A 23,944-nucleotide genomic window follows, 5' to 3' on the forward strand; every position below is an offset into this window, starting at 1 on the left:
GATGGCTAACAGAATAAGGTTATATCAGTAAGCGATGATGTTTAGGGGCAATTTTTTGAGGCGAGGATGATGCTCGATAGCGTTTAAAAAAACAACGCTTTTCGTTATTTATTGAAAAAAAATCAGCTCATTCAAAAAATGAGCTGATTTGTTATTCTAGCGTAAACAGGTTTACATGATTTTAGGGTCAAGTTCACCAGATTGATAAGCTTTATACATTGCTTGCAGTGACTTAGGCTTAATTTTAGAGCCCATACCCGCACAACCAAATGCTTCATAACGAGTCGTACAAATGTCAGCCATCGCTTCCATTGATGCTTTCAAGAATTTACGAGGGTCAAACTCTGCAGGATGTTCAGCTAAGAATTTACGCACTGCACCTGTTGACGCTAAACGTAAATCGGTATCAATGTTCACTTTACGCACACCGTGCTTAATACCTTCAACGATTTCTTCTAATGGTACGCCGTAAGTTTCTGGAATTTCACCACCATACTGGTTGATGATTTTCAGCCACTCTTGCGGTACAGAAGATGAACCGTGCATGACTAAATGCGTGTTAGGGATACGCGCATGAATTTCTTTAATACGGTCTATACGTAATACATCACCAGTAGGCTTACGACTAAACTTATAAGCACCATGGCTAGTACCAATCGCAATGGCCAATGCATCAACATGAGTATCGGCAACAAAACGCGCTGCTTCTTCTGGAGTTGTTAGCATTTGGTCCATGCTCAAAATGCCTTCAGCACCCACACCATCTTCTTCGCCTGCTTGGCCAGTTTCTAAACTGCCTAAACAACCAATTTCACCTTCAACTGACACACCACATGCATGAGCAAAAGCCACAGTACGACGAGTCACATCAACGTTGTACTCGTATGACGCTGGTGTTTTACCATCGGCCATTAACGAGCCATCCATCATTACTGATGACATACCTAACTGAATTGAACGCTGACAAATGTCAGGATCAGTACCGTGATCTTGATGAATACATACCGGAATATCCGGATACTGCTCAAGTGCAGCAGCCATTAGATATTTTAAAAATTGTGGGCGAGCATATTTACGTGCACCAGCAGATGCTTGCACAATCACAGGGCTGTCAGTCGCTTCAGCCGCTTGCATAATTGCACGCATTTGTTCAAGGTTGTTCACGTTAAATGCAGGGACGCCATAACCATGCTCAGCAGCATGATCAAGCAGTTGTCGTAGAGAGATAAGAGCCATTTTGTTCTCCATTAATAGGGTGATTACTCACCTAGGTCGCTATCGTTTGGACGGATTTTACACTCTGGCACAACCTACATCCTGTAGGTTATGACAGAGCATTTTTTTATAATAATTATTATTAGGTTTTGCGGTACAAATACTTGATGTGTGATCTAAGCGCCACGCTTTTCAAGCATTGCTACAGCAGGTAATTCTTTACCTTCTAAAAACTCAAGGAAAGCACCACCGCCGGTTGAAATATAAGACACTTTGTCAGCAATATTGTACTTATCAACTGCCGCTAGAGTGTCACCACCACCAGCAATAGAAAACGCTTTAGAATTAGCAATGGCTTGGGCAATACGCTTAGTGCCTTCGCCGAATTGATCAAACTCAAACACGCCGACTGGGCCATTCCAGACGATGGTTCCAGCTTGTTCAATAATTTTAGCCAGTGCTTCTGCACTGTCTGGGCCGATATCAAAAATCATATCGCTGTCGGTCACGTCCGCAACTGACTTTAATGTTGCGGCTGCTGTTGGGCTAAACTCGCTTGCTACAACAACATCTGTTGGTACTGGAATATCACCACCACGACTTCTAGCATTTGCCACAAGACGCTTTGCTTCTTCAACTAAATCAGCTTCATACAATGATTTACCAACTTTATAGCCCGCAGCTGCGATAAAGGTATTGGCAATACCGCCACCCACAACAAGTTGGTCAACCTTAGTTGATAGGCTTTCAAGCACGGTTAATTTTGTCGACACTTTAGAACCACCAACTATCGCTACCATTGGACGAGCAGGGTTATCAAGCGCTTTGCCTAATGCATCTAATTCTTGTGATAATAATGGGCCAGCACAGGCAACAGGAGCATAAACACCCACACCATGAGTAGATGCCTGAGCACGATGAGCCGTACCAAATGCATCCATTACATAAACATCACATAATGCAGCCATCTTTTTAGACAGTGCTTCATCGTTTTTACCTTCGCCAACATTAAAGCGAACGTTTTCAAATACGACGACTTCGCCAACATTCACATCAACGCCATCAAGATAATCACTCACTAAGCGCACTGGGCAATCTAACGCTTTAGCTAAATAATCGACTACCGGCTGCATTGAATATTCAGCGTTAAACTCGCCTTCTGTTGGACGGCCTAAATGAGACATCACCATTACGGCGGCGCCTTTTTTCAATGCGAGTTGAATTGTTGGTAATGATGCACGTAAACGAGCATCACTTGTTACAACACCGTCGCTGACAGGTACGTTTAAATCTTCACGAATAAGCACGCGCTTATTTTGTAGATCTAAATCTGTCATGTTAATAATTGCCATAATTAGCAGTTCCTTTTTAAGTTAATACAAAGTCTTGCTGCGCAACGGGCTTAACCCATTGCGACATAATCTATTGATATTACCGATCTAACTTTGCTTGAATCATCGCTAAGCTAGTATCAAGCATACGGTTGGCAAAACCCCATTCGTTGTCGCACCATAATAATAATTTGACCAAGTGGCCGGCACTGACACGCGTTTGGGTTCCGTCTACAATACTCGAACGTGGATCGTGGTTAAAATCACACGATACCAGAGGCTCGTCAGTATAACCTAAAATACCATTAAAACTGCCGTTTGACGCACGTTGCAGCACACTGTTAATTTGCTCAATATTGACTTTTTTCTCTAACGTGACTGACAGGTCGATCGCGGTCACATTTATGGTTGGTACTCGAACAGAAATCGCCTCAAACTTGTCTTTCATGTGCGGCAAAATACGCTCAATGCCTCGCGCTAATTTTGTGTCTACCGGAATAATAGATTGGCCCGCTGCGCGAGTTCGGCGTAAATCATCATGATAAGCATCGATCACTTGTTGATCGTTCATCGCCGAGTGAATAGTGGTAATGGCACCACTCTTAACCTCAAAATGCTTATCCAATACGTCGATAACTGGGACAATACAATTAGTAGTACAAGATGCATTAGAAATAACGGTATGTTCTGCGCGCAACAAATCATGATTCACACCATATACAATGGTCTCATCAACATCTGCAGAAGAAGGATGGCTAATCAGCACTTGCTTAGCACCTGCATGAATGTGTGCTTCGCAAGCTTGACGATCAATTAAGCTGCCGGTGGCCTCATAAACAATATCGATATCAAGCTCAGCCCAAGGCAATAAATTAGCATCAGGTTGATTGAGTAACAAAATGCTGTCATCGCCGATAAGCAACTGATCACCATTTAGCTTAACGGTATGCTTGAAACGACCATGAGTCGTGTCGTATTGGGTTAAATGACAAATGGCTTCTGGCTTTGCCAACTCATTGATCGCCACAATTTGGATTTGTTGACGTTTTCCAGATTCGTACAATGCACGAAGTATTGAGCGGCCAATCCGGCCATAACCATTAATTGCAACTCGAATCATTTAGGGTCCAGAGTAATTAACCGAAGCACTTGTTATTTAATCAATTATGATAAAAACACTGATTAATAAGTGACTTAGCATATATTATTTTACGTGAATTTAAGACATAAAAAAACGGCCTACAATAGTATTGCAGGCCGTTATTATACAGATTAAACACCTAATAGATAAGTGTTTAATCTCAGTTGATTATCCTAAAGATTGGACAGTTTTTACTACATTATCAACAGTGAAGCCGAAATGTTTAAGTAAATCACCACCAGGAGCAGACTCACCAAAGGTGGTCATACCCACTACAGCACCATCAAAACCAATATATTTGTACCAGAAGTCAGCGTGTGCCGCTTCAACAGCAACACGTTTAGTGACTCCTTTTGGTAGTACAGATTCTTTATATGCTGCATCTTGCTTATCAAACTCGGTAGTAGAAGGCATAGACACTACCCGTACTTTTTGACCTAGTTTGGTTAGCTCTACTGCAGAATCCATAGCTAATTGCACTTCTGAACCTGTTGCAATCAAAATCACATCAGCAGTGCCTTGGCAATCAGACAGTACATAACCACCTTTAGCTACGTTAGCTAATTGCTCAGCGGTACGCGCTTGGGCTTTAAGACCCTGACGACTAAAGATTAATGATGTAGGTGCATCACGACGTTCAATGGCCGCTTTCCAAGATACAGCAGTTTCCGCAGCATCACATGGACGCCATACTGCCATATTAGGCGTTAAACGTAAGTTAGCTAATTGCTCAACCGGCTGATGAGTAGGGCCATCTTCGCCTTGACCAATAGAGTCATGGGTATAAACGAAAATGTTTTGAATGCCCATTAATGCTGACATACGTACCGCGTTACGTGCGTACTCCATGAACATCATGAAGGTTGCGCCATAGTTAATAAAACCACCATGTAACGACGCGCCGTTCATAATACCGCTCATACCGAATTCACGTACACCGTAATAGATGTAGTTACCGGCAGGATCGTCTTGAATACCTTTTGAACCAGACCAAAGCGTTAAGTTAGAGCCGGCTAAGTCTGCGCTACCGCCAAGTAATTCAGGCAACATAGCACCAAAGAAACCAATGGCATTTTGAGACGCTTTACGGCTCGCAATACCTTCGGCTTTATCTTGGCTTTCTTGAATAAAGGCTTGTGCTTTAGCTTCAAAATCAGCTGGTAAATCACCTTTTAATACGCGACGTTCATATTCTGCAGCAAGTTCTGGGAACGCTGCTTGGTAAGCCGAAAACTTGTCATTCCATAATGACTCGTTAGCAACACCTTTATGTTTTGCATCCCAACCAGCATACACATCAGATGGGATTTCAAAAGGAGCGTGTGGCCAGTTTAAGAACTCACGAGCTGCTGCAATTTCAGCATCACCTAATGGTGCACCATGACAATCATGACTGCCCGATTTATTAGGCGAACCAAAACCAATAATGGTTTTACAGCAAATCATTGATGGCTTATCTGTTACAGATTTAGCTTCTTCAATTGCTGCACGGATAGCATCTGGATTATGACCATCTACATCAGCAACAACATGCCAGCCATAGGCTTCAAAACGCTTAGGAGTATCGTCAGTGAACCAACCTTCAACATGACCATCGATAGAAATACCGTTGTCATCCCAAAATGCCACTAACTTACCAAGGCCTAATGTTCCAGCTAATGAACTGACTTCGTGAGAAATCCCTTCCATTAAACAACCATCGCCTAAGAAACAGTATGTGAAGTGATCCACAATGTCGTGTCCAGGACGGTTAAACTGAGCCGCTAAGGTTTTTTCAGCAATCGCCATACCAACTGCGTTACTGATACCAGCACCCAAAGGACCCGTTGTGGTTTCAACACCAGGGGTATAACCATATTCAGGATGACCAGGTGTTTTAGAATGCAACTGACGGAATTGCTTTAGCTCTTCGATAGGCAATTCATAACCAGATAAATGCAGTAAAGAGTAGATAAGCATAGAGCCATGACCGTTTGACAGAACAAAACGATCGCGATCGACCCAGTTAGGATTAGTTGGATTGTGCTTTAGAAAATCATTCCATAGCACTTCGGCGATATCAGCCATCCCCATTGGGGCACCTGGATGACCAGAATTGGCTTTTTGAACCGCATCCATACTTAGGGCGCGAATAGCGTTAGCGAGTACTTTACGAGATGACATGCTCTCTCCTGCTTGTTTGTAAGGTCTAACGGGCAATTGTGAAGCCATATTTTCCCCTACAAGGCGATGTGACGCAAATTAAAATTTCTCTCATTACATTTTATGCCTGTAATAAACGCCATTTTGCTTATATAAGGCATCAACACCGCTACATTTATTCACCATATAAGATGATCTAATCACCAAAAAGTGCATTGATGCTGTGAGTAATTATTTATTGACAGTCGAGCACGAAACTAGCTTAACATCATTAAAACAAAGGTTTTAAGGTCACATAAAGCTTCCTAACCATGGCTAACATTGTTCAATTAATAGTACTAAAGTAGTTAAATTCGATCAGTAAAAACTATAAAAAACGATTTTAATCAAAATGTTAATTAGCCTCACCGCTAAACACACTCCTTGTGAATAAAAAATATTCATGCACCACTGCACAATTCTCCAGTTAAATTCGTATAAAGGGGTGTTATCAGATTAGATTTCGACTAAAATAGACGTCTAGACGTATATTCAAATGCAACCAACGAGATTTTCCTATTATGGCAAAGCACTTGTTTACCTCTGAGTCTGTCTCAGAAGGTCATCCAGATAAAATCGCCGATCAGATTTCTGATGCGGTATTAGACGCAATACTTGAGCAAGATCCAAAAGCTCGTGTTGCGTGCGAAACGTATGTCAAAACCGGTATGGTATTAGTGGGCGGTGAAGTCACCACTTCTGCTTGGGTCGACATTGAAGAAATTACCCGTAAAACGGTACGCGAAATCGGTTATACCAATTCAGATATGGGTTTTGATGCTGATTCATGTGCGGTACTTAATGCCATAGGCAAACAGTCACCAGACATCAATCAAGGTGTTGATCGTTCAGATCCTGCAGAGCAAGGTGCTGGTGATCAAGGGTTAATGTTTGGTTATGCCAGCAATGAAACTGACGTATTAATGCCTGCACCGATTACTTACGCGCACAAATTAGTTAAGCGTCAGTCTGAAGTACGTAAAGACGGCACACTACCTTGGTTACGCCCAGATGCTAAAAGCCAGGTCACGTTTGCTTATGATGATGGCAAAATCATCGGTATCGATGCGATTGTATTATCAACTCAACATCGTGAAGATGTGACACAAGCTGATTTAATTGAAGCGGTAATGGAAACTATCATCAAGCCGGTATTACCTGCTCAATGGTTAAACAAAGACACTAAATACTTTATCAACCCTACTGGTCGCTTTGTGATTGGTGGCCCTGTTGGTGATTGTGGTTTAACAGGTCGTAAAATTATTGTAGATACCTACGGCGGTATGGCTCGTCACGGTGGTGGTGCTTTCTCTGGTAAAGACCCATCAAAAGTAGACCGTAGCGCGGCTTATGCTGCACGTTATGTAGCTAAAAATATCGTTGCAGCTGGTCTAGCTGACCGTTGTGAGCTACAAGTGTCTTATGCTATTGGTGTTGCAGAGCCAACGTCTATTAGTATTGAAACATTCGGTACCGGTAAAGTATCAGAAGAAGTATTGATTAAATTAATACGTCAACACTTCGAATTACGTCCATACGGCTTAACAGCAATGCTAGATTTGGCACGCCCAATCTATCAGCAAACTGCTGCTTATGGCCACTTTGGCCGAGATATCTTCCCTTGGGAAGCGACTGATAAAGCTGAAGCACTTCGTGCAGATGCAGGTTTATAATCAGCCAGCATAATTATCGTCTTAAGCTAGTGTCTGTATTAAGCTAACACGATAAAAAATAAAACCGCCAACTGGCGGTTTTATTTTATCTATCATTGGCAATACAATGATTTGATCTAAACATTTAATCTCAACATTTAATCTCAACAATGGCTCAGATTATGTATCAACCCACTTGGCTAAACACAAAGATAACAGCAAACCACCAGCCATCAACGGCAACTAACCCCTGTGCGATAAACAGCCCTGTTACTAACATTCCAGCCATTAACTTGCCAGCCATTAAACAGTGGTCTGCAATCAAGTTATTCTATCGTCAACATATGCCGTATGCTCGATTAGCTCAGAAAGAGTCTGTGGCTGTCATTCATCATCTAAGCCCACCAGCTACTGATGAAGTTGATATAAGCCAGCAAAAAATAATCGCTGCGGTAAGAGTTAAACCTATTGGCCAATATCAATTAATCAATGGATTATTGGTTCACCCTGACTACCGTGGACAACAGCTTTCAACTCAGTTATTGAAATTTATCGCGCCCAAATTAACCGCTAAAAATTGCTTCTTGTTTGCTCATCCGTGGTTAATTGGCTTATATCAACAGCAGCACTTTATCGTTATAGATCAAAATGTCGTGATAGGTCAAAATGATTTATCAGCGATACCAGCAGACATCACTCAGTTGTATCGTCGCTATCACAGTGAACAACGACCACTAGTGTTGATGCAGCTCAATGATCCCGATAAATAATCTAGATTAATAATCTAACTCAATAAGATCAATGAGCCAAACTCAGACAAAATCTAGATCGTATTAAAGCCTCTCAAGGCTATTGCACACCAATAAATTTAGCCCAAATAGACTTAAGCGTAATCAAACTAAGTCAGCATAAGTACAAGGTGATCGAACTCGTTAACAATGATCGAAATGTGAACTTTCAATACACATAAACGACACTTGTTGCATTGTCATTACGGGCACTACTTTGACACTGATAGACGCTAAGTTAATCCGCTCGACATCGGTAAATAGCGTAATCGCTGCTTGATAATTATTGGTTACGCCACAAAATAGCCACATGTCTTGCCAGCGCACAAAATACCCCGATTGCTGCAATTGCGGATCATCTGGATTTTGTAAATCGGCTTCAACACACTCATACAACTCTGTCGCATCAGTCAACACCGCGGCTATTAGCTTCATATTGTCAAATGCAGATAATCTTAAATCCAAATAGGGTGAAAAGAGTGCTTCAAAGTTAGTACTCATAATATTCCTCATAAATAACCACTTTATCAACACCCCTTAGTATAACGATCACGTAATATTAGCTGTGGCCAGTAAACAATAATCACGTTGTTCAAAACGAAATTGATCAATCTCTGTCATTGCGGCTTTTTGTTGATGTGCTGCCAACGAACGCGCATTGTCAGCGGCAACATACGTCACCATAAATGGAAAGGTATCTGCCACTTGTTTTTTTAATTCGGTAACCAGCGCCGAAAAAACTCCCTGGCCGCGTTTTGATTCTTGTATCCAAACGGGTCCATATTGGCACGTGTTAGTCGTCGATAAAGCTTGTCCATTTAAATCGGCAAACTTAAGTTTTTGAATAATATGTCGGTACAATGGTTGCGAGGAAAAAAATGACCATTTTGCCGCCATCACATATCCAATGATCACCCCTTGCTCTTCAGCTACGATAAACCAATGTTGATTTATCAACTGGCTCACCTCTGCTTTGGTAAATGAATGAGCATGAAGTTGGCTATTTGAACCTACCAACTCATCATCAACATGGGCTCGTTCTAACTGCACAATAGCAGCAACATCGGTTAATAACGCCTTACGGATAATAAATGACAATGATTATTCCTTTGACCCTGAATTGGGAGATTGTTTCTTAGCCCATTCTATCACTAGCGCAACGGGCAGCGGAGACATAATTAGTGTTCCCACGCCAATGAGTGAAGCAATGACCAACATCCCACTGACTTGTTGACCGATATCACTTTGCCAATATAAGCCGACACCCACCAACAACATGATTAAACCGACGAAATGTAACACTTTAACTAATTTGATCATTTGCGACTCTTTAATACGTTAAATAATGTTCATTAATCCAAAACATTACAATTATTTACGCTCTTATTCACACTCAAGTAGTAGAATAACGGCAATTTTTTGGTATATGGAAATCTCTTAACATGATAAAGCATATTCTCGGCGCCACTGTTATATTTTTAGGCCTTAGTGCTTGTCAAAGCCACACTCAAATTGTCTCAAATGAACAATTAATTGGTACTTGGCATGTAGAAGTCGTCCTCGACACTCCTACCATTAATAATAGCCCAGCAAATTTAGTTTTTGCTCCAAACGGTGAACTGACAGGTAATAATAGCTGTAATCAATTTTTTGGTCGTTACGCCCAACAAGGTCACTTGCTACAACTTGCACCATCAGGTTCGACTATGAAAGCCTGTATCGATAGTTTAATCACCCAAGAAGCTGAACTGATGCAAGCGATTTCATTGGTAGAACAAGTTGATTTCTCTAAAGGAAAACTCAATCTATTGTCTATAAATGGTGATACGCTATTGGTACTGACAAAACAATCGTTACCCTTATCCTAAAGCCTATGGTTTAAATGAGTCGCCGGATTAGTTATTAGTGTCAGTTTAAAGTTCCATTAAAAAATGAATTTTTATTCAATAAATCTGATTCTTTCTTGACTTAATAAGTCAATCTATTCAAAATGTGCTAGATTTTTGAATAACAACTATAAGATGAATTATCACTATGCCAGCGACAAGAAATCAGGATGAGCTCGTACGCACTTTTAAAGCGATTCTCAAAGAAGAACGTTTTGGAAGCCAAAGCGAGATTGTTAATGCGCTTCAAGCCGAAGGATTCGGTAATATTAATCAATCTAAAGTATCACGTATGCTCAGCAAATTTGGTGCTGTACGCACTCGCAACGCTAAGCAAGAGATGGTGTATTGCCTCCCTGCCGAGCTAGGCGTACCTACTGCTGGTAGCCCAGTTAAAAATTTGGTATTGGATGTCGATCATAACCAAGCCATGATCGTGGTAAGAACTAGCCCTGGTGCTGCGCAATTAATCGCCCGTTTGCTCGATTCAATAGGCAAACCAGAAGGGATATTAGGTACTATTGCCGGTGATGATACTATTTTCATCTGTCCAGCAAGTATTAAAACCATTGATGAGACATTAGAAACGGTTAGATCTTTATTCAACTATAGTGAATAAAAAACCATTTCAATAAAAAAGCAATGCCATGGCATTGCTTTTTTATTACCTAAAACTGGCGTTTACGCATCATCAAATTGAGTTAAAAAATCCAATGATGGCACAAAGAAAGACGATCCAGTCAGCGCTTTAGTAAACAACATCAAATGATCATGATTCCCGTGACCATCACCGTGCACCATACTGCGGAGCATTTGTTCGAAGTGATCCGGTGTACGACATACTGAAATAAACATCAATCCTTGTTCTCTAATCGAACCATATGGCATGCTTTGACGTAAAATTTCTAATGCGTTACCGTGTGGATCTTTTAAGTTAACTCGTTTTGTGTGGCTGGTTAATGGCTTATCTTCTGATTCATACTCAATATCATCAACTTTGGTACGACCAAAAATATCTTCTTGTTTTTTAAGCGGTAAACGATGCCACTTACTTAAGTTATGCATGTATTTTTGGACATGAACATAACTACCAGAGACAAATTCTTGATCTTCATCACCGACAAGTGCAACTTGTTGACGATGGCGTCCTTTAGGGTTTTCAGTACCATCAACAAAACCAGTTAAGTCACGACTGTCCATAAAGCGAAAGCCACGTTCCTCATCGACTAACTCGACCAAATCTTCAAACATTTGGTTAATTTCATTGGCGACAAGATGCAAAATATCATAGCGATCACAACGGATATGAATAAACAGATCATATTCCATTGCAGGTGCATCACGGTTACCTTCACTCATGGCCGGAAAAGGTTTTAATAATGCAGGGCGAGATTCTGGATAAAAGGTATCCCAAAAATTAGCCCCAATACCCACAAAGCCATTAAAAGCACTGTCGGCATATTGATCCGTGAGTTCATAAATATACTGCGCTACATTAGCAATAGATGGGCGTAACTGATCTTCAACACCATCGTTGGCATTAAACATCAAGTACACACTGTGTAAATTCCCTTCTGCGCAAATTCCTAACTGTTCACGAGGCATAACTTGGTTACCCATATTAACTTCATCCATCTTAATACTAAATGTCGGCCTAAACGGTGATAATTTAACGTTTTGATGTTATTCGACGGCGATTAACATCTCTTACCAGTTAAGCTAATCATTAGATTAACTTAATCAAATTTAAATTACTTGAAGTGTACTCACATTTAGCCAGCTTGTAATATCTATTGTACTCATATTCGTGCAGATAACAGCTTGATCATTCATTGCAATTATTGACTAGCTCGCTAAAGTTAGAGATCAAAAAATAAAACCTAACCAGCTATTTAGCTTATTTTACCACCACTTTGCCCCGAACTAAGATTAAGAATAAGCAGAACGATTAAGATTACAGCATTGATAGTTAATTAAAAATCACCAGTGGATGCGCTGTAATATTTATATCCACTCGTTGACCTGCCATTAATGTTGTTAATTGGCTACTAACATTCAAAATATCAGCGCCAATTTGGACTTGATAATGGCATACCGTACCAAGAAAATGCCTTTCTACAATGCACCCTCGGCCATTGATGCTAGGATGTAATTCAATTTGCTGTGGTCTCAATAATAATTGCCCTTGGCTGCCAATAGGCAAAGACAATGCTTCTGTGCTGCTAAGATCGCCCAAGGAATAGTGCACTTGATGGCTGGAGGTAACCGTAACAGGTAAGTAATTACCCGCCCCTAAAAAATCGGCAACGTAGCGATCAGCTGGTGCACTGTATAAGGTTTCGGCTTTACCATGCTGAATAATGGCGCCATCTTTAAATAAAGCCAGTTTATCTGCAAACACAAATGCTTCATCTTTACTGTGAGTCACAAACACGGCACTAACATTACGTTGTTTTAATATGGCGCGAATTTCTAACATCATATCGTTACGGACTTGCGCATCGATATTAGAAAACGGTTCGTCTAACAATAATAATTCTGGCTGATATGCCAATGCACGCGCAATCGACACTCGTTGCTGTTGACCACCAGATAATTCATGTGGGTAACGAGACGCCAACCCGGTTAATTTAACCAGCTCGAGCATTTCTTCTAATCGAGCTAACCGCACAGTACGATTGAGTTCATTAACCCCAAATAAGATATTGTCTGCCACGGTTAAGTGCGGAAATAAGGCATAATCTTGAAATATCATTCCAACACCACGCTGCTCACTCGCAACGAACACACCATCACCACTCAACGTTTGCCCATTGATGCTGATGCTACCTTGGCTAATGGCTTGTAAACCCGCAATCGCACGCAGTAGTGTGGTCTTGCCGCAACCGCTGGGGCCTAATAATGCGACAATTTCACCTTGCGCCAGGGTAAGATCTAAATGGCGCAACACCACTTGACCGTCATAATCACTACACACATTTTCAATGGTTAAGGTTGACATAATTAGCCTTGTTGCTCCAATGAGCGATTAAGATAAATCAAGGGAACAAGCCCAACTAACACAATAACAATAGCAGCCAATGCGCCATGTTCTAGTTTTTCATCTGAGACAAATTGGAAAACATAAGTCGCTAAGTTTTCAAATCCTATAGGACGCAATAATAACGCTGCGGGTAATTCTTTCATACTTTCAATAAACACTAACAAAGCACCAGCAAATATCCCTTTGCGCAATAAAGGTAAATGTACTCGCCATAGTAACTGAGTAGGCGTTCGCCCGAGGGTAATGCAAGCCATGTCTAAAGAAGGGGAAATACGCTTATAACTGTTTTCTAAACTGCCGATGGATATTGCAATAAAACGAACACAAAAAGCAAAAATCAATGCGAAAACACTGCCAGTCAGTAATAAACCTGGGCCTCGGGCGCCAAACCAATCGTAAATATCGTTAATTGCAAAGTCGATAAACGTCAGCGGTACCAAAACACCAATCGCCAACACTGTACCCGGTAAAGCATAACCAGTACTGCTCAATCTTGCGGGAATCTGATCACTTTTTCGCGGACTCACACGGCGCACAAACATCAGTATCAATGATAAAACCACGCACACACCACTAACAATAGCGGCAATATATAAACTGTTTAGACTGTATTGCCAAAAACGAACATCCCAACTCTCATTGAAATAATCAATAGCATAAGCACACAACACCATAAAGGGCAGCAAAAAGGCAATAAACAACAATAATGCGCAATACCCTAGTGCGACCCAAGCCATTTTCGATGACAACACATATCTGTCAGCTTCGTTGAGGGAGGATTGTTTTTGAAATAATTGCTGTTTACGCCGGGCAAAACGCTCAACCCCAATCATAGAAAATACCACTAGCAGCATAATGGCTGACAGCTTTGCTGCCGCGGTTAAACTGCCATAGCCGAGCCACGTGTCGTAAACTGCTGTGGTTAATGTTGGTACGGCAAAATAACTCACGGTGGCAAAGTCTGCTGCGGTTTCCATTGCAACAAGTGCCACGCCGACAGCCAAAGCAGGTCTTGCCATTGGCATTGCAAGACGCCAAAAACTGCGCCACGGACTGCATCCCATTACACGCGATGCGTATAATAAACTGGAAGACTGCTCCATAAACGCAGTACGCGCTAATAAATAAATATAAGGAAATAATACTAACGACAATATTATCGCTGCCCCGCCAAGACTACGTATCGCGGGGAAATAATAATCGAGGGGAGATTGCCAGCCAAACCAAGCCCTTAATACACGTTGCACTGGACCTGCATAATCAAGCATATCGGTATAAACATACGCCACAATGTAGGCTGGCATCGCTAATGGAAGAAGGAGTAACCATTGAAAATAACGGCGAAAGGGAAAATCACAACGGGCAATTAACCAAGCAGCTGGAATAGCTAAAACCAGTGTTCCAAGTCCAACCAACAACATGAGCAATAAACTATTGGCGATGTATGTCGGTAATACTGTATTGAATAAATGGCTAAATACAGCTTGATCAGGAAGAGTGGACTGCACAATTAAGGCAATCAGTGGCAAGATTAATATTGCCGTAATAAAATAACCAGCAAGCGACCAGCTTCTGGTTAAACCTAAAATCATAAATAATACCGAGTTAACTTAGCGCACCATCAATAAATCTATCAATCTATCAATCTATCAATCATATCGATAATGCGCTGATAATGTTTAAACAAGCTTCAATTAAAGATCAAATTTCACTTCATCAAGCAGTTTTACAGCGTCTTGATGATATTCAGCCAACTTATAGATAGGCAAACTATCGGCTTTAAAATCACCCCATGACGCCACTAATTCAGATGGTGCTACATCAGCTTTTACCGGATATTCCATATTAACTTCTGCATACATTTTCTGTGCAACGTTTGAAGTAAGAAATTCCATTAGCTTAATCGCATTATCTTTATGCGGTGAATGTTTGGCTAATGCCATACCTGATACGTTTACATGAGCACCACGGTTCTGTTGATTAGGAAAGTTAATTTCAACCGCTTCAGCCCAGCTTTTCTGATTTTTATCCATCAGCATGTTGCCGTAGTAGTAGCTGTTACCGATAGCAATGTCACACATGCCTTCTTTAACTGCTAATACTTGATCACGATCATTGCCTTGAGGCTTACGAGCTAAATTAGCTTTTACCCCTTCTAACCAGGTTTTCGTTTTCGCTTCACCGTCATGGGCAATCATCGACGCCACTAATGCGACGTTATAAGGGTGTTTACCGCTGCGGGTACAAATTTTACCTTTGTATTCTGCTGAAGCTAAGTCTTCGTAATCGATGTCAATTTTACCGCTACGCTCTTTTGAAGAATACAGATTACGAACACGCATCGTCAGCGCATACCAATTGTTCTGTTGTGACCGATATTGAGGGGGAATATTGCTATTAATCACCGCACTGTCGACGGGAGAAACAAGATCTTTTTCCACTAATTCCATTAAGCGAGAGAAGTCAGATGTTAACACCACGTCAGCGGGAGATAGGCGACCTTCACGCACCATACGTTCTGCAATGCCATCTTTAGCAAAAACAACCTTTACGTCGACACCACTTTGCTCGGTAAACTTTTCTAGAATAGGTTCAATCAGGAAAGCTTGGCGATAAGAATAAACCGTTAATGCATCTGCAGCACTCACAGAAGAAGCAACACAAGCCAAGCCTAATAATGCGACACTTTTTAGCAATTTCATTAATCAACGCTCCTTAACTGAATCAATATTCCGCCGTCACCGGCGCAATTGATAATGGTTATCAATTGCAACAGGGTAAGTGATCATATCAAAAGGAGCAAGTGCTGTTTCACATTCAGCAGTTAAAACGCCAAGGCTAAAACATCAAATTGTTATGCTGTAAGCCAATATGGCAAGCTTAAGCCACTATCATGAAATTATGATTGACCAAAACACTACCAGTATTTTTCGACCGTAATTTGTCCAGGCGCTCGTCGAAGATTTTTTACTAAGCCTTTTTCAACTAAAGCGGTTTGCGCATCATTTATCATTCCTGGGTTACCACAAATCATCACTTGAGAATGTTCTGCATTAATCCCTAAGCCTGCTTTCTGTTCAATTAATCCGCTGCTAATACCATCAGGAATGCGACATGATAAGCCTTCGGGATAATCTTCACGGGTCACAATTGGAATAAACACAAACTGAAGAGGATGTTGGCTAATAAACTGTTTAATCGTTTCTAAATAAGCTAAATCTTCACCAAGCCTTACACCATAAACTAACACGACTTTTTCAAAGCGTTGCCATGGCTCATCGGTTGCAAGCATAGAGATAAATGGACCCACTGCAGTGCCTGTCGCTAACAGCCATAAATGCTTGCCTTGCAATGCCCCTTTAGGGACTTCATCTAAAGTCATAAAACCGGTCGCTTTAGGCGTGACTTGAATGGTATCACCAGGGCTTAATGCTTTTAGATCTGGAGATAACTGACCATCCTCTACCGCAACAGCCAGCACCTCGACATAATCAGTCCCAGGGGGATTTACAAGCGAATACGCACGCGCGACACGTTTATCATCACGCATTTGGCTGAGCTTAATAAACTGACCTGCGATAAAAGGTTCGACATCGGCTTTGATACGCAACGAGAATAATTTATCATTCCAATCAATGCGTTTTAGCACGGTACCGGTAATCCACATGACTTTGTTCCTTTTAGACTGGCGTATGTATTTACTATAATACCAATCTATACAGATATTTGCTTAATTAAAAGCCTCCCCGATTTATATCTATAGTGAATAATCACACGCGATTAACTCACTTAAAAGAACAGAGCTAAGTTTACGTAGTTGATGAATCTTGCTTAGCTGAATGGGCATCTAGGCGGTCTTGTTGAAACTGAGCAAGTTTTTGCTGTATGAGCTCATAGGTTTGATCGACTCCTGCTGCAATATCGCCTTCTAATACTTTGAGCCCAGATAAGATATCGCTAGCCTCTTTAAAACCTTGATCAATAGCATCACCAATTTTCACCATAAAACTGCTAACTTGCTCATCAAATCCCATGGATTTATTTTGTTGCTGATGTGTCGAGAAAAAATTTGTGGCAAAGCTGACAATACGATCGGCTGTCGCTTCAGGAGAGTAGTCCACTCCACTTTCAATGCTCTTTTGGACTGAGTTCTCCCCTAGCGTTGGCGCAAGCTCTTCATTAATGGCTTCAATCGCGGCACGATAAAGTAATGCCATAGACTTATCACCCGCAGCAATACTGACCTCTTCTTGCGCCGCTAAAATCGAATTATTCATCATTTGTCGACTTAGCTGATTGCTGGTTAACTTAGGCTCAACCGGCGTATTTTTTTCAGCTTGGTGGGTTGATGAAGTTTGCGGTGTATTGACTGTTTTATTGTCACGCAGTGGACTCGCATTACTGCTATTTGATTGTTTAATTTCCATGATATTAGCTCACATACAATGACCGATAGCTTAATTATCGACCAAAATACACATTTCTAAAGCCATACATTAAAACAATTAAGAAAAATTTATTTATATTACGTTTACTAAATAATAGCTTGTTGATTAACATCATCAATTTAACTTGCCCAAATGAACATCTGCTAATATGGTAATCAGATTGATAGCCAGATAGGAATAACAACATGCCACAACAACATTGGTTTATGTGGGGAATAGATATTTTTTCCGGTCTTTTCTTAGTGTTATTTTGGTTATTATTGATCGCTGTAATTTACATGTTTATCGCTGACAAACTGCAAACAAAACAAGCAATACGACACAACTATCCTGTTATCGGTCGTTTTCGATATATATTTGAAAAACAAGGTGAGTTTTTTAGACAATACTTTTTTTCTCAAGATCGCGAAGAACTGCCGTTTAATCGAGCCGAACGCAGTTGGGTATATCGCGCAGCTAAAAATGTTGACCGAACAATTGCGTTTGGGTCGACACAAGTTCTGGATAAACCGGGTGCGGTAATGTTCATGAACTCAGCATTCCCGGTCAGTGATCATGACACTCACCAAACCATCGCAGTAACCATTGGTCCTGAATGTAAACACCCTTACACAACTGATAAAATTTGCCATATCTCGGCAATGAGCTTTGGAGCCTTGTCTCGTCCAGCCGTTACAGCACTATCCCATGGCGCAGCAAAAGCAGGCTGTTGGCTCAATACTGGTGAGGGGGGGTTAAGCCCTTATCATCTCAAAGGACATTGTGATTTAGTTTTTCAGATAGGTACCGCTAAATACGGAGTGCGTAACGAGCATGGTCATTTAGATCCACAAAAGCTGACCGATATTGCCGCTCATTCTGAAGTAAAAATGTTAGAAATTAAATTAAGCCAAGGTGCGAAACCTGGAAAAGGAGGCATTTTACCGGCAATAAAAGTCACCGAAGAAATAGCAACCATTCGCGGTATTCCAGCAGGGCAAGACTCCATAAGCCCCAATGGCCATATTGAATTACATAATGTGGCTGACATTGTCGATATGATCAATCAAGTAAGAGATATCACCGGTAAACCAACCGGTATTAAAGCGGTATTAGGTGATATGTCTTGGGTTACTGAATTCCTAGATGAAATTGAGCGTCGTGGTATTGAATATGCGCCAGACTTTTTCACCTTAGACAGTTCCGATGGTGGTACGGGCGCTGCCCCCCAAGCTTTAATGGATAATGTGGGTTTACCACTGCGCCAAAGTTTACCGTTACTGGTTGATTTACTGAATGAACGTGGCTTTAAACAACGCATTAAGGTTATTGCGACCGGTAAAATGATCATGCCGTCATACGTGGCATGGGCATTAGCCACTGGCGCCGACTTTATTGCCTCTGCTCGCGGAAACATGTTTGCCTTAGGTTGTATTCAATCGCTACAGTGCAACCGAGACACCTGCCCAACCGGTATAACCACTCACAATATACGATTGCAAAAAGGCTTAGATCCAAAAGATAAATCTGCACGAGTGGCAAACTACAATCATTTCTTACATTACGATTTAACCATGATCGCACATTCATGTGGTGTAACCGACCCGAGATACTTAACCCGCCATCATGCCCGAATAGTGCAATCCACTGGTGTAGCAGTAACTCTCGATAAACATTACCGACACATGCAATAAAGTAGACCATCAATCACAGTAAATAACTGGGGGCCCCTAGCGGATTACTTTGCCGAAGTTAAGAAAACGTGTACAATATACTTTGATATCGATCACAGTAAGTAGCCTTAATGTGATTTTAAATAGGCACTAATTCAGAGGATTTCGCGTTGAACATAAAAACGAATGCAGTAGATCTAAATGTCAAAAGCTTAAGTTTAAGCTGTAAAAACTGTAATCGAATGACAGAAATCGAAGGTGAATTTGTGTGTTTTGAACAAGGTAGAATTAAGCGCTTAACACTAGATCCGTCTCCAGCAGCACTCATAAAAATGGTGTGTATTGGTTGGCAGAAAAAGTAAGCTTTTGATAATTAGTAGCAGCACTCGTCACCACTGAATCAACTCAATATAATTCCTATCTTCTTCCAAGTATTTGATAACATAAACCAGCCAAATAATAGCGGTTAAAATCAATTGAACATTTCAAAAAAATCCGTTGATATCACTTTATCTGCAAATTATGCAAATCAATGACCCTGCATGAGTTAATTAAACCGATTTAAACTAGAAAAGAATGTTCTGCGGACCATCACTTTATTTAATAATATTTTTATCGAGGTCGTTGTTCATAGACTTAGCTAAAGTGAGCCCACGAGTTGTTACCCTTAAGCCAGCACACAAGTCGTTATAAACAATGTTAATAGCATCATCAGACATGCTACGTGTTTTAAGCATTGCCATAATAGCAAACCAATCAGTTGTCACTTGATGTCGGGTGCCTTCTAGCGCCGCAATTAACGCAATATTATGCACAAGTCACCTCCATACACGAATTCGCACCTTTAATAAAATCCAATTGATTGAAAAATAAAGTTATCCGGAATAAATAACCCACAAGTTAGGCTATAGATTAACTGCGTTGATCACTGTCGTCAAAAAATTCATTAGCCTTAAATATAACCAGACGATTTAAACACCATTCAGCGCTGTTAAAGTAGTCAGATATTGAACTTTTACGCTATAAATAGGTTCTTATTTGTACCGATGACGGTATTTTATCCGACAACATCAGGTAGCAATATTCATTGTTTAACCCTTACCCATTCGCCAAATCTTTCTGTTCATGTTGAATATGCCAAAGCCGAGCATAAAGCCCTTGTTGAGCTAACAAACTGGCATGTGTTCCATGCTCAACAATCTTACCTTTACTCAATACGACTATTTGGTCTGCATCAATAATGGTCGATAAACGATGGGCTACCACTAAACTTGTATGACCTTTTGCTGCATCTCGCAAAGCACTCAAAATGGCTTGCTCAGAGCGTGAATCTAATGACGATGTGGCTTCATCAAACACTAAAATAGGTGCACCTTTCAACACCGCTCTAGCAATAGCAACACGTTGCTTTTCGCCGCCAGAGAGCTTTAATCCTCGCTCACCGACCTTGGTATTACCTTTATCTGGCAATGATTCAATAAAGTCGCTCAAATGAGCCAATTTAATCGCCGCGATAATCTCATCGTGAGTCGCATCTGAGCGACCATACCTAATATTTTCATAAATAGAATCATTAAATAAGACGGTATCTTGCGGTACCACTGCGATAGATCTTCTTAAGGCCTGTTGGCTAAGCTGACGCACATCAATACCATCAATAGTGATAGACCCACGGTCAACATCATAAAAGCGGAATAACAATTTAATGATTGTTGATTTACCTGCGCCACTGTCGCCCACTACGGCAATTTTTTTCCCTGCTGGCACATCAAAACTGACACTGTTTAAAATAGCGCGTTGATCGTAATGAAAGCTTACATCGGTGAATTTTATCGCACCGACAGTGGGACTGGCTTCAATTGCATCGACATGGTCTAACACTTGTGGTTGTTTGGCTAAAATATCAAACATACGTTCAATGTTAGCTAATGCTCCACGGATTTCGCGGTAAACAAAGCCTAAAAAATTTAATGGAATAAACAGCTGCATCATAAAAGCATTAATGAGGACAAAGTCACCAATTGTCATCGAGCCTTGGCTCACTTCATAAGCAGCCAGCCCCATCATCGCCGTCATAGCAACAGCAATAATTAATGCCTGACCACCGTTAAGAGCAAACAATGATAAGCGGTTTTTCCGCTTTGCCACTTCCCATTGTTCAAGTGCAGAATCATATCGTTGTGACTCAAATTCTTCATTGTTAAAATATTTTACAGTTTCATAATTTAACAAACTATCGATTGAACGAGTATTAGCTAGTGAGTCAGCTCTTGCAGCATCACGCACATAACCGGTGCGCCACTCTGTTGCCACAATTGAATAACCAATATAGGCAACCACAGAAAACAAGGTGATCAGTGCAAAACTGACGCCATAGTTATAAAAGAAAATACCAATCACTAAGGCAATCTCAAGCAGTGTTGGCACAATATTAAATACCATAAAGCGCATTAAAAAACTGACGCCACTGGTGCCACGTTCAATATCGCGAGACAGGCCACCGGTACGGCGATCTAAATGAAAATCAAGATCGAGCCGATGTAAATGTTCAAAAACAGCCCTTCCAAGGCGGCGAATTGCTCGTTCAGTAACGCGGCCAAATAACGTATCCCGTATCTCGCCAATAATGACATTGAGCAAACGGACCATGCCATAAGCTAGCACCAATCCGATAGGAACGGCGATGATCTGGGCTGCGGATTGTTTATCCAGCGTGTCGACTAATTCTTTCAGAATAAATGGCAGCCCAACACTCGCGATTTTAGCAACGATTAAGCAAATCATGGCTAACAAGACTCGTGCTTTAAATTCTAATAAATATGGCCATAATAATCTTAAAACATGCCAATTTAACTTCCCTACCGGGCCTTCGAAGTACGCAGAAGGTCTCATTTATGCTCCAGTTGATTACTACTGCTATAGGCAGTTCACCACGATCTAATATTGATTGTCTTATTATATGTCATTTTCTAATCAGACATCGGTCACATTACGATGGATTAAGTCCGCACTCATTTTTATCATAAAATGGCTATTTTAATGTCACGCAAGTACTACTTTAGAACAACCAAAGAATGAAATTACACAGACTAAAATACTACTTTTTAATTTTTTTTAGCCATTTTGTGCTTTTTTAAGCTAAATAGAGTTATTTCTGTAAGCAGAATTTGTTACTCTTCGAGTACAGATAAACGCCTATTTGATAATAAACAAATAACGATTTACTAGTTTAAAGGATGCTTTATGTTGGATAGCTCGAAAATTCAATACCCACCATTACAACTAATACAAACATGGGTATGGATGATGATTGAATCAGGTAACCCTGAACTGCAAGATAAAGGTCGTGATAATCTTATCTCTGCTTTTGGCAGTTTAGCGAAGGCCAATGAATACTTAGTACAACATATAAAAAAATAAGGCGCATTGAGCGCCTTATTTTTTAGGTGTGACTAACTTAAATATCAGGCTTGACGTCGGTCAAGTACACTCTTATTGAGTGTTGCTAAAAGTGACTCTGTGTCATCCCAACCAATACAAGCATCCGTTACGCTCTGTCCGTAGCACAATTCACTACCTTCAATGAGGTCTTGGCGTCCTTCAACTAAATGACTTTCAACCATCACACCAAAAATAGCATGATTACCTTGAGATATTTGCCCAGCGACATCATCGGCAACCAGCATCTGCTTTTTATAATCTTTACTACTATTAGCATGGCTAAAATCAATCATAATATTGCCAGTTAAGCCTGACTTAGCAAGCTGTTTGGCGATATCAGACACATGTTCGGCACTATAGTTAGGTGCTCGACCCCCACGTAAAATGATATGGCAATCTGGATTCCCTTTAGTTGACACTATGGCCGAATGACCAAACTTAGTAACCGACAAGAAATGATGTGGCGCACTCGCGGCTCCAATGGCATCAATAGCCACTTTAATGGTTCCGTCGGTACCATTTTTAAATCCTACAGGACAAGACAGCCCCGATGATAATTCACGGTGTACTTGAGATTCGGTAGTACGTGCGCCGATGGCACCCCAACACATCATGTCAGCAACATATTGAGGTGTGATCATATCTAAAAACTCACCTGCTGTTGGCATTCCTGAGTCATTTAAATCGACAAGTAATTTACGAGCGGTCCGTAAACCATCATTTAATTGAAAACTGTTATCCATATAAGGATCATTAATTAACCCTTTCCAACCGACTGTCGTTCTCGGCTTTTCAAAATACACTCGCATGACAATTTCAAGCTGATTTTTATACTGTTCCCGCAATTTAACTAAGCGTTGACCATACTCTAAGGCGGCAACAGGATCGTGAATTGAACAAGGGCCAATCACCACTAATAAGCGATCATCTTTACGGGCTAAAATTTGATGAATACTGTTACGCGCATTAAAAACAGTTGATGATGCATGTTCGGTTGCCGGAAATCGTTCTAGAATCGCAATGGGTGGCAGCAATTCTTTTATTTCATCGATACGAATATCGTCATTTTGATAATGCATAGTGGTTACAACTCCGGCAAAACGTCTTATGTGTCTGATTCAGTAAAAATAAATCAGCTGATACGATTCATTAAAAATGATAAAAAA

The 23,944-nt window shown here is 40.8% G+C and carries 23 protein-coding genes; 7 read left to right on the forward strand and 16 right to left on the reverse strand.

The features are described from left to right. Nucleotides 1-171 precede the first annotated feature (171 nt). From fba to tkt, 4 genes are all read right to left on the reverse strand, one after another. On the reverse strand, nucleotides 172-1,236 hold the full coding sequence (gene fba, locus EGC86_RS13830; protein ID WP_011636137.1) for a class II fructose-bisphosphate aldolase: 1,065 nt from the start codon (nucleotides 1,234-1,236) through the stop codon (nucleotides 172-174). A 155-nt stretch (nucleotides 1,237-1,391) separates the two neighbouring features. Next, nucleotides 1,392-2,567, reverse strand: a complete 1,176-nt coding sequence (locus EGC86_RS13835) for a phosphoglycerate kinase (RefSeq protein WP_123777949.1) — start codon at nucleotides 2,565-2,567, stop codon at nucleotides 1,392-1,394. Nucleotides 2,568-2,646: 79 nt separating this feature from the next. Beyond that, a complete protein-coding gene (epd, locus tag EGC86_RS13840) occupies nucleotides 2,647-3,666 on the reverse strand; it encodes an erythrose-4-phosphate dehydrogenase (protein ID WP_011636135.1) in 1,020 nt (339 codons plus the stop codon). A 189-nt stretch (nucleotides 3,667-3,855) separates the two neighbouring features. Continuing rightward, nucleotides 3,856-5,850: a transketolase gene (tkt, locus tag EGC86_RS13845; protein WP_123778081.1), complete on the reverse strand. Its 1,995-nt coding sequence runs from the start codon at nucleotides 5,848-5,850 to the stop codon at nucleotides 3,856-3,858. A gap of 539 nt (nucleotides 5,851-6,389) precedes the next feature. Here tkt and metK point away from each other — a divergent pair. Both metK and EGC86_RS13855 read left to right on the forward strand, forming a co-directional pair. Then, a complete protein-coding gene (metK, locus tag EGC86_RS13850) occupies nucleotides 6,390-7,541 on the forward strand; it encodes a methionine adenosyltransferase (RefSeq protein ID WP_123777950.1) in 1,152 nt (383 codons plus the stop codon). A gap of 161 nt (nucleotides 7,542-7,702) precedes the next feature. Then, nucleotides 7,703-8,290, forward strand: a complete 588-nt coding sequence (locus tag EGC86_RS13855) for a GNAT family N-acetyltransferase (RefSeq protein ID WP_162023824.1) — start codon at nucleotides 7,703-7,705, stop codon at nucleotides 8,288-8,290. 162 nt (nucleotides 8,291-8,452) lie between these two features. On the opposite strand, the gene EGC86_RS13860 is transcribed toward EGC86_RS13855, so the two are convergent. From EGC86_RS13860 to EGC86_RS13870, 3 genes are read right to left on the reverse strand one after another with little or no spacing between them, the layout of a single operon-like run. Further along, nucleotides 8,453-8,809: a hypothetical protein gene (locus EGC86_RS13860; RefSeq protein ID WP_123777952.1), complete on the reverse strand. Its 357-nt coding sequence runs from the start codon at nucleotides 8,807-8,809 to the stop codon at nucleotides 8,453-8,455. Between the two features lie 48 nt (nucleotides 8,810-8,857). Continuing rightward, on the reverse strand, nucleotides 8,858-9,406 hold the full coding sequence (locus EGC86_RS13865) for a GNAT family N-acetyltransferase (protein WP_101085321.1): 549 nt from the start codon (nucleotides 9,404-9,406) through the stop codon (nucleotides 8,858-8,860). Between the two features lie 3 nt (nucleotides 9,407-9,409). Beyond that, nucleotides 9,410-9,628 (reverse strand): hypothetical protein, encoded by a 219-nt coding sequence (locus EGC86_RS13870; protein ID WP_101085320.1) that lies wholly within the window; start codon nucleotides 9,626-9,628, stop codon nucleotides 9,410-9,412. Between the two features lie 122 nt (nucleotides 9,629-9,750). Here EGC86_RS13870 and EGC86_RS13875 point away from each other — a divergent pair, with 122 nt between their 5' ends. Beyond that, nucleotides 9,751-10,176, forward strand: a complete 426-nt coding sequence (locus EGC86_RS13875; RefSeq protein WP_101085319.1) for an META domain-containing protein — start codon at nucleotides 9,751-9,753, stop codon at nucleotides 10,174-10,176. Nucleotides 10,177-10,342: 166 nt separating this feature from the next. Next, the gene (gene argR / locus EGC86_RS13880; protein WP_011636127.1) at nucleotides 10,343-10,813 is read left to right on the forward strand and encodes a transcriptional regulator ArgR; all 471 of its coding nucleotides are present in this window, start codon (nucleotides 10,343-10,345) and stop codon (nucleotides 10,811-10,813) included. A 62-nt stretch (nucleotides 10,814-10,875) separates the two neighbouring features. Here the strand turns inward: argR and EGC86_RS13885 are convergent, their stop codons facing one another. The 6 genes from EGC86_RS13885 to EGC86_RS13910 all read right to left on the reverse strand — a co-directional run bounded on the left by EGC86_RS13885 (nucleotide 10,876) and on the right by EGC86_RS13910 (nucleotide 17,664). Further along, nucleotides 10,876-11,814 carry a Dyp-type peroxidase gene (locus tag EGC86_RS13885; RefSeq protein WP_101085318.1) on the reverse strand — a complete coding sequence of 313 codons (939 nt, stop codon included), beginning with the start codon at nucleotides 11,812-11,814 and terminating at the stop codon, nucleotides 10,876-10,878. A gap of 349 nt (nucleotides 11,815-12,163) precedes the next feature. Continuing rightward, nucleotides 12,164-13,195, reverse strand: a complete 1,032-nt coding sequence (locus tag EGC86_RS13890) for an ABC transporter ATP-binding protein (protein WP_123777953.1) — start codon at nucleotides 13,193-13,195, stop codon at nucleotides 12,164-12,166. 2 nt (nucleotides 13,196-13,197) lie between these two features. After that, nucleotides 13,198-14,829: an ABC transporter permease gene (locus EGC86_RS13895; protein ID WP_123777954.1), complete on the reverse strand. Its 1,632-nt coding sequence runs from the start codon at nucleotides 14,827-14,829 to the stop codon at nucleotides 13,198-13,200. A gap of 102 nt (nucleotides 14,830-14,931) precedes the next feature. After that, nucleotides 14,932-15,939, reverse strand: a complete 1,008-nt coding sequence (locus EGC86_RS13900) for a Fe(3+) ABC transporter substrate-binding protein (protein ID WP_123777955.1) — start codon at nucleotides 15,937-15,939, stop codon at nucleotides 14,932-14,934. A gap of 215 nt (nucleotides 15,940-16,154) precedes the next feature. Continuing rightward, nucleotides 16,155-16,904, reverse strand: coding sequence for a ferredoxin--NADP reductase (locus EGC86_RS13905; RefSeq protein WP_123777956.1), 750 nt, complete (start codon nucleotides 16,902-16,904; stop codon nucleotides 16,155-16,157). Between the two features lie 142 nt (nucleotides 16,905-17,046). After that, nucleotides 17,047-17,664: a DUF5610 domain-containing protein gene (locus EGC86_RS13910; RefSeq protein ID WP_123777957.1), complete on the reverse strand. Its 618-nt coding sequence runs from the start codon at nucleotides 17,662-17,664 to the stop codon at nucleotides 17,047-17,049. A 206-nt stretch (nucleotides 17,665-17,870) separates the two neighbouring features. Here EGC86_RS13910 and EGC86_RS13915 point away from each other — a divergent pair, with 206 nt between their 5' ends. Both EGC86_RS13915 and EGC86_RS13920 read left to right on the forward strand, forming a co-directional pair. After that, complete coding sequence (locus EGC86_RS13915) at nucleotides 17,871-19,358, forward strand: FMN-binding glutamate synthase family protein (protein ID WP_123777958.1); 1,488 nt, start codon at nucleotides 17,871-17,873, stop codon at nucleotides 19,356-19,358. Nucleotides 19,359-19,507: 149 nt separating this feature from the next. After that, nucleotides 19,508-19,699 carry a hypothetical protein gene (locus tag EGC86_RS13920; protein ID WP_011636119.1) on the forward strand — a complete coding sequence of 64 codons (192 nt, stop codon included), beginning with the start codon at nucleotides 19,508-19,510 and terminating at the stop codon, nucleotides 19,697-19,699. 234 nt (nucleotides 19,700-19,933) lie between these two features. On the opposite strand, the gene EGC86_RS13925 is transcribed toward EGC86_RS13920, so the two are convergent. Beyond that, complete coding sequence (locus tag EGC86_RS13925) at nucleotides 19,934-20,152, reverse strand: hypothetical protein (RefSeq protein ID WP_011636118.1); 219 nt, start codon at nucleotides 20,150-20,152, stop codon at nucleotides 19,934-19,936. A 283-nt stretch (nucleotides 20,153-20,435) separates the two neighbouring features. Continuing rightward, entirely contained in the window at nucleotides 20,436-22,229 is a 1,794-nt protein-coding gene (locus EGC86_RS13930) for an ABCB family ABC transporter ATP-binding protein/permease (RefSeq protein WP_011636117.1), read from the reverse strand. A gap of 351 nt (nucleotides 22,230-22,580) precedes the next feature. Between EGC86_RS13930 and EGC86_RS13935 the strand changes: the two genes are divergently transcribed. Next, on the forward strand, nucleotides 22,581-22,757 hold the full coding sequence (locus EGC86_RS13935) for a hypothetical protein (protein ID WP_011636116.1): 177 nt from the start codon (nucleotides 22,581-22,583) through the stop codon (nucleotides 22,755-22,757). Between the two features lie 44 nt (nucleotides 22,758-22,801). On the opposite strand, the gene aroG is transcribed toward EGC86_RS13935, so the two are convergent. Beyond that, on the reverse strand, nucleotides 22,802-23,857 hold the full coding sequence (gene aroG, locus EGC86_RS13940; RefSeq protein WP_123777959.1) for a 3-deoxy-7-phosphoheptulonate synthase AroG: 1,056 nt from the start codon (nucleotides 23,855-23,857) through the stop codon (nucleotides 22,802-22,804). Nucleotides 23,858-23,944: the final 87 nt, after the last annotated feature.

Source organism: Shewanella frigidimarina (assembly GCF_003797125.1).
Lineage (GTDB): Bacteria > Pseudomonadota > Gammaproteobacteria > Enterobacterales > Shewanellaceae > Shewanella > Shewanella frigidimarina.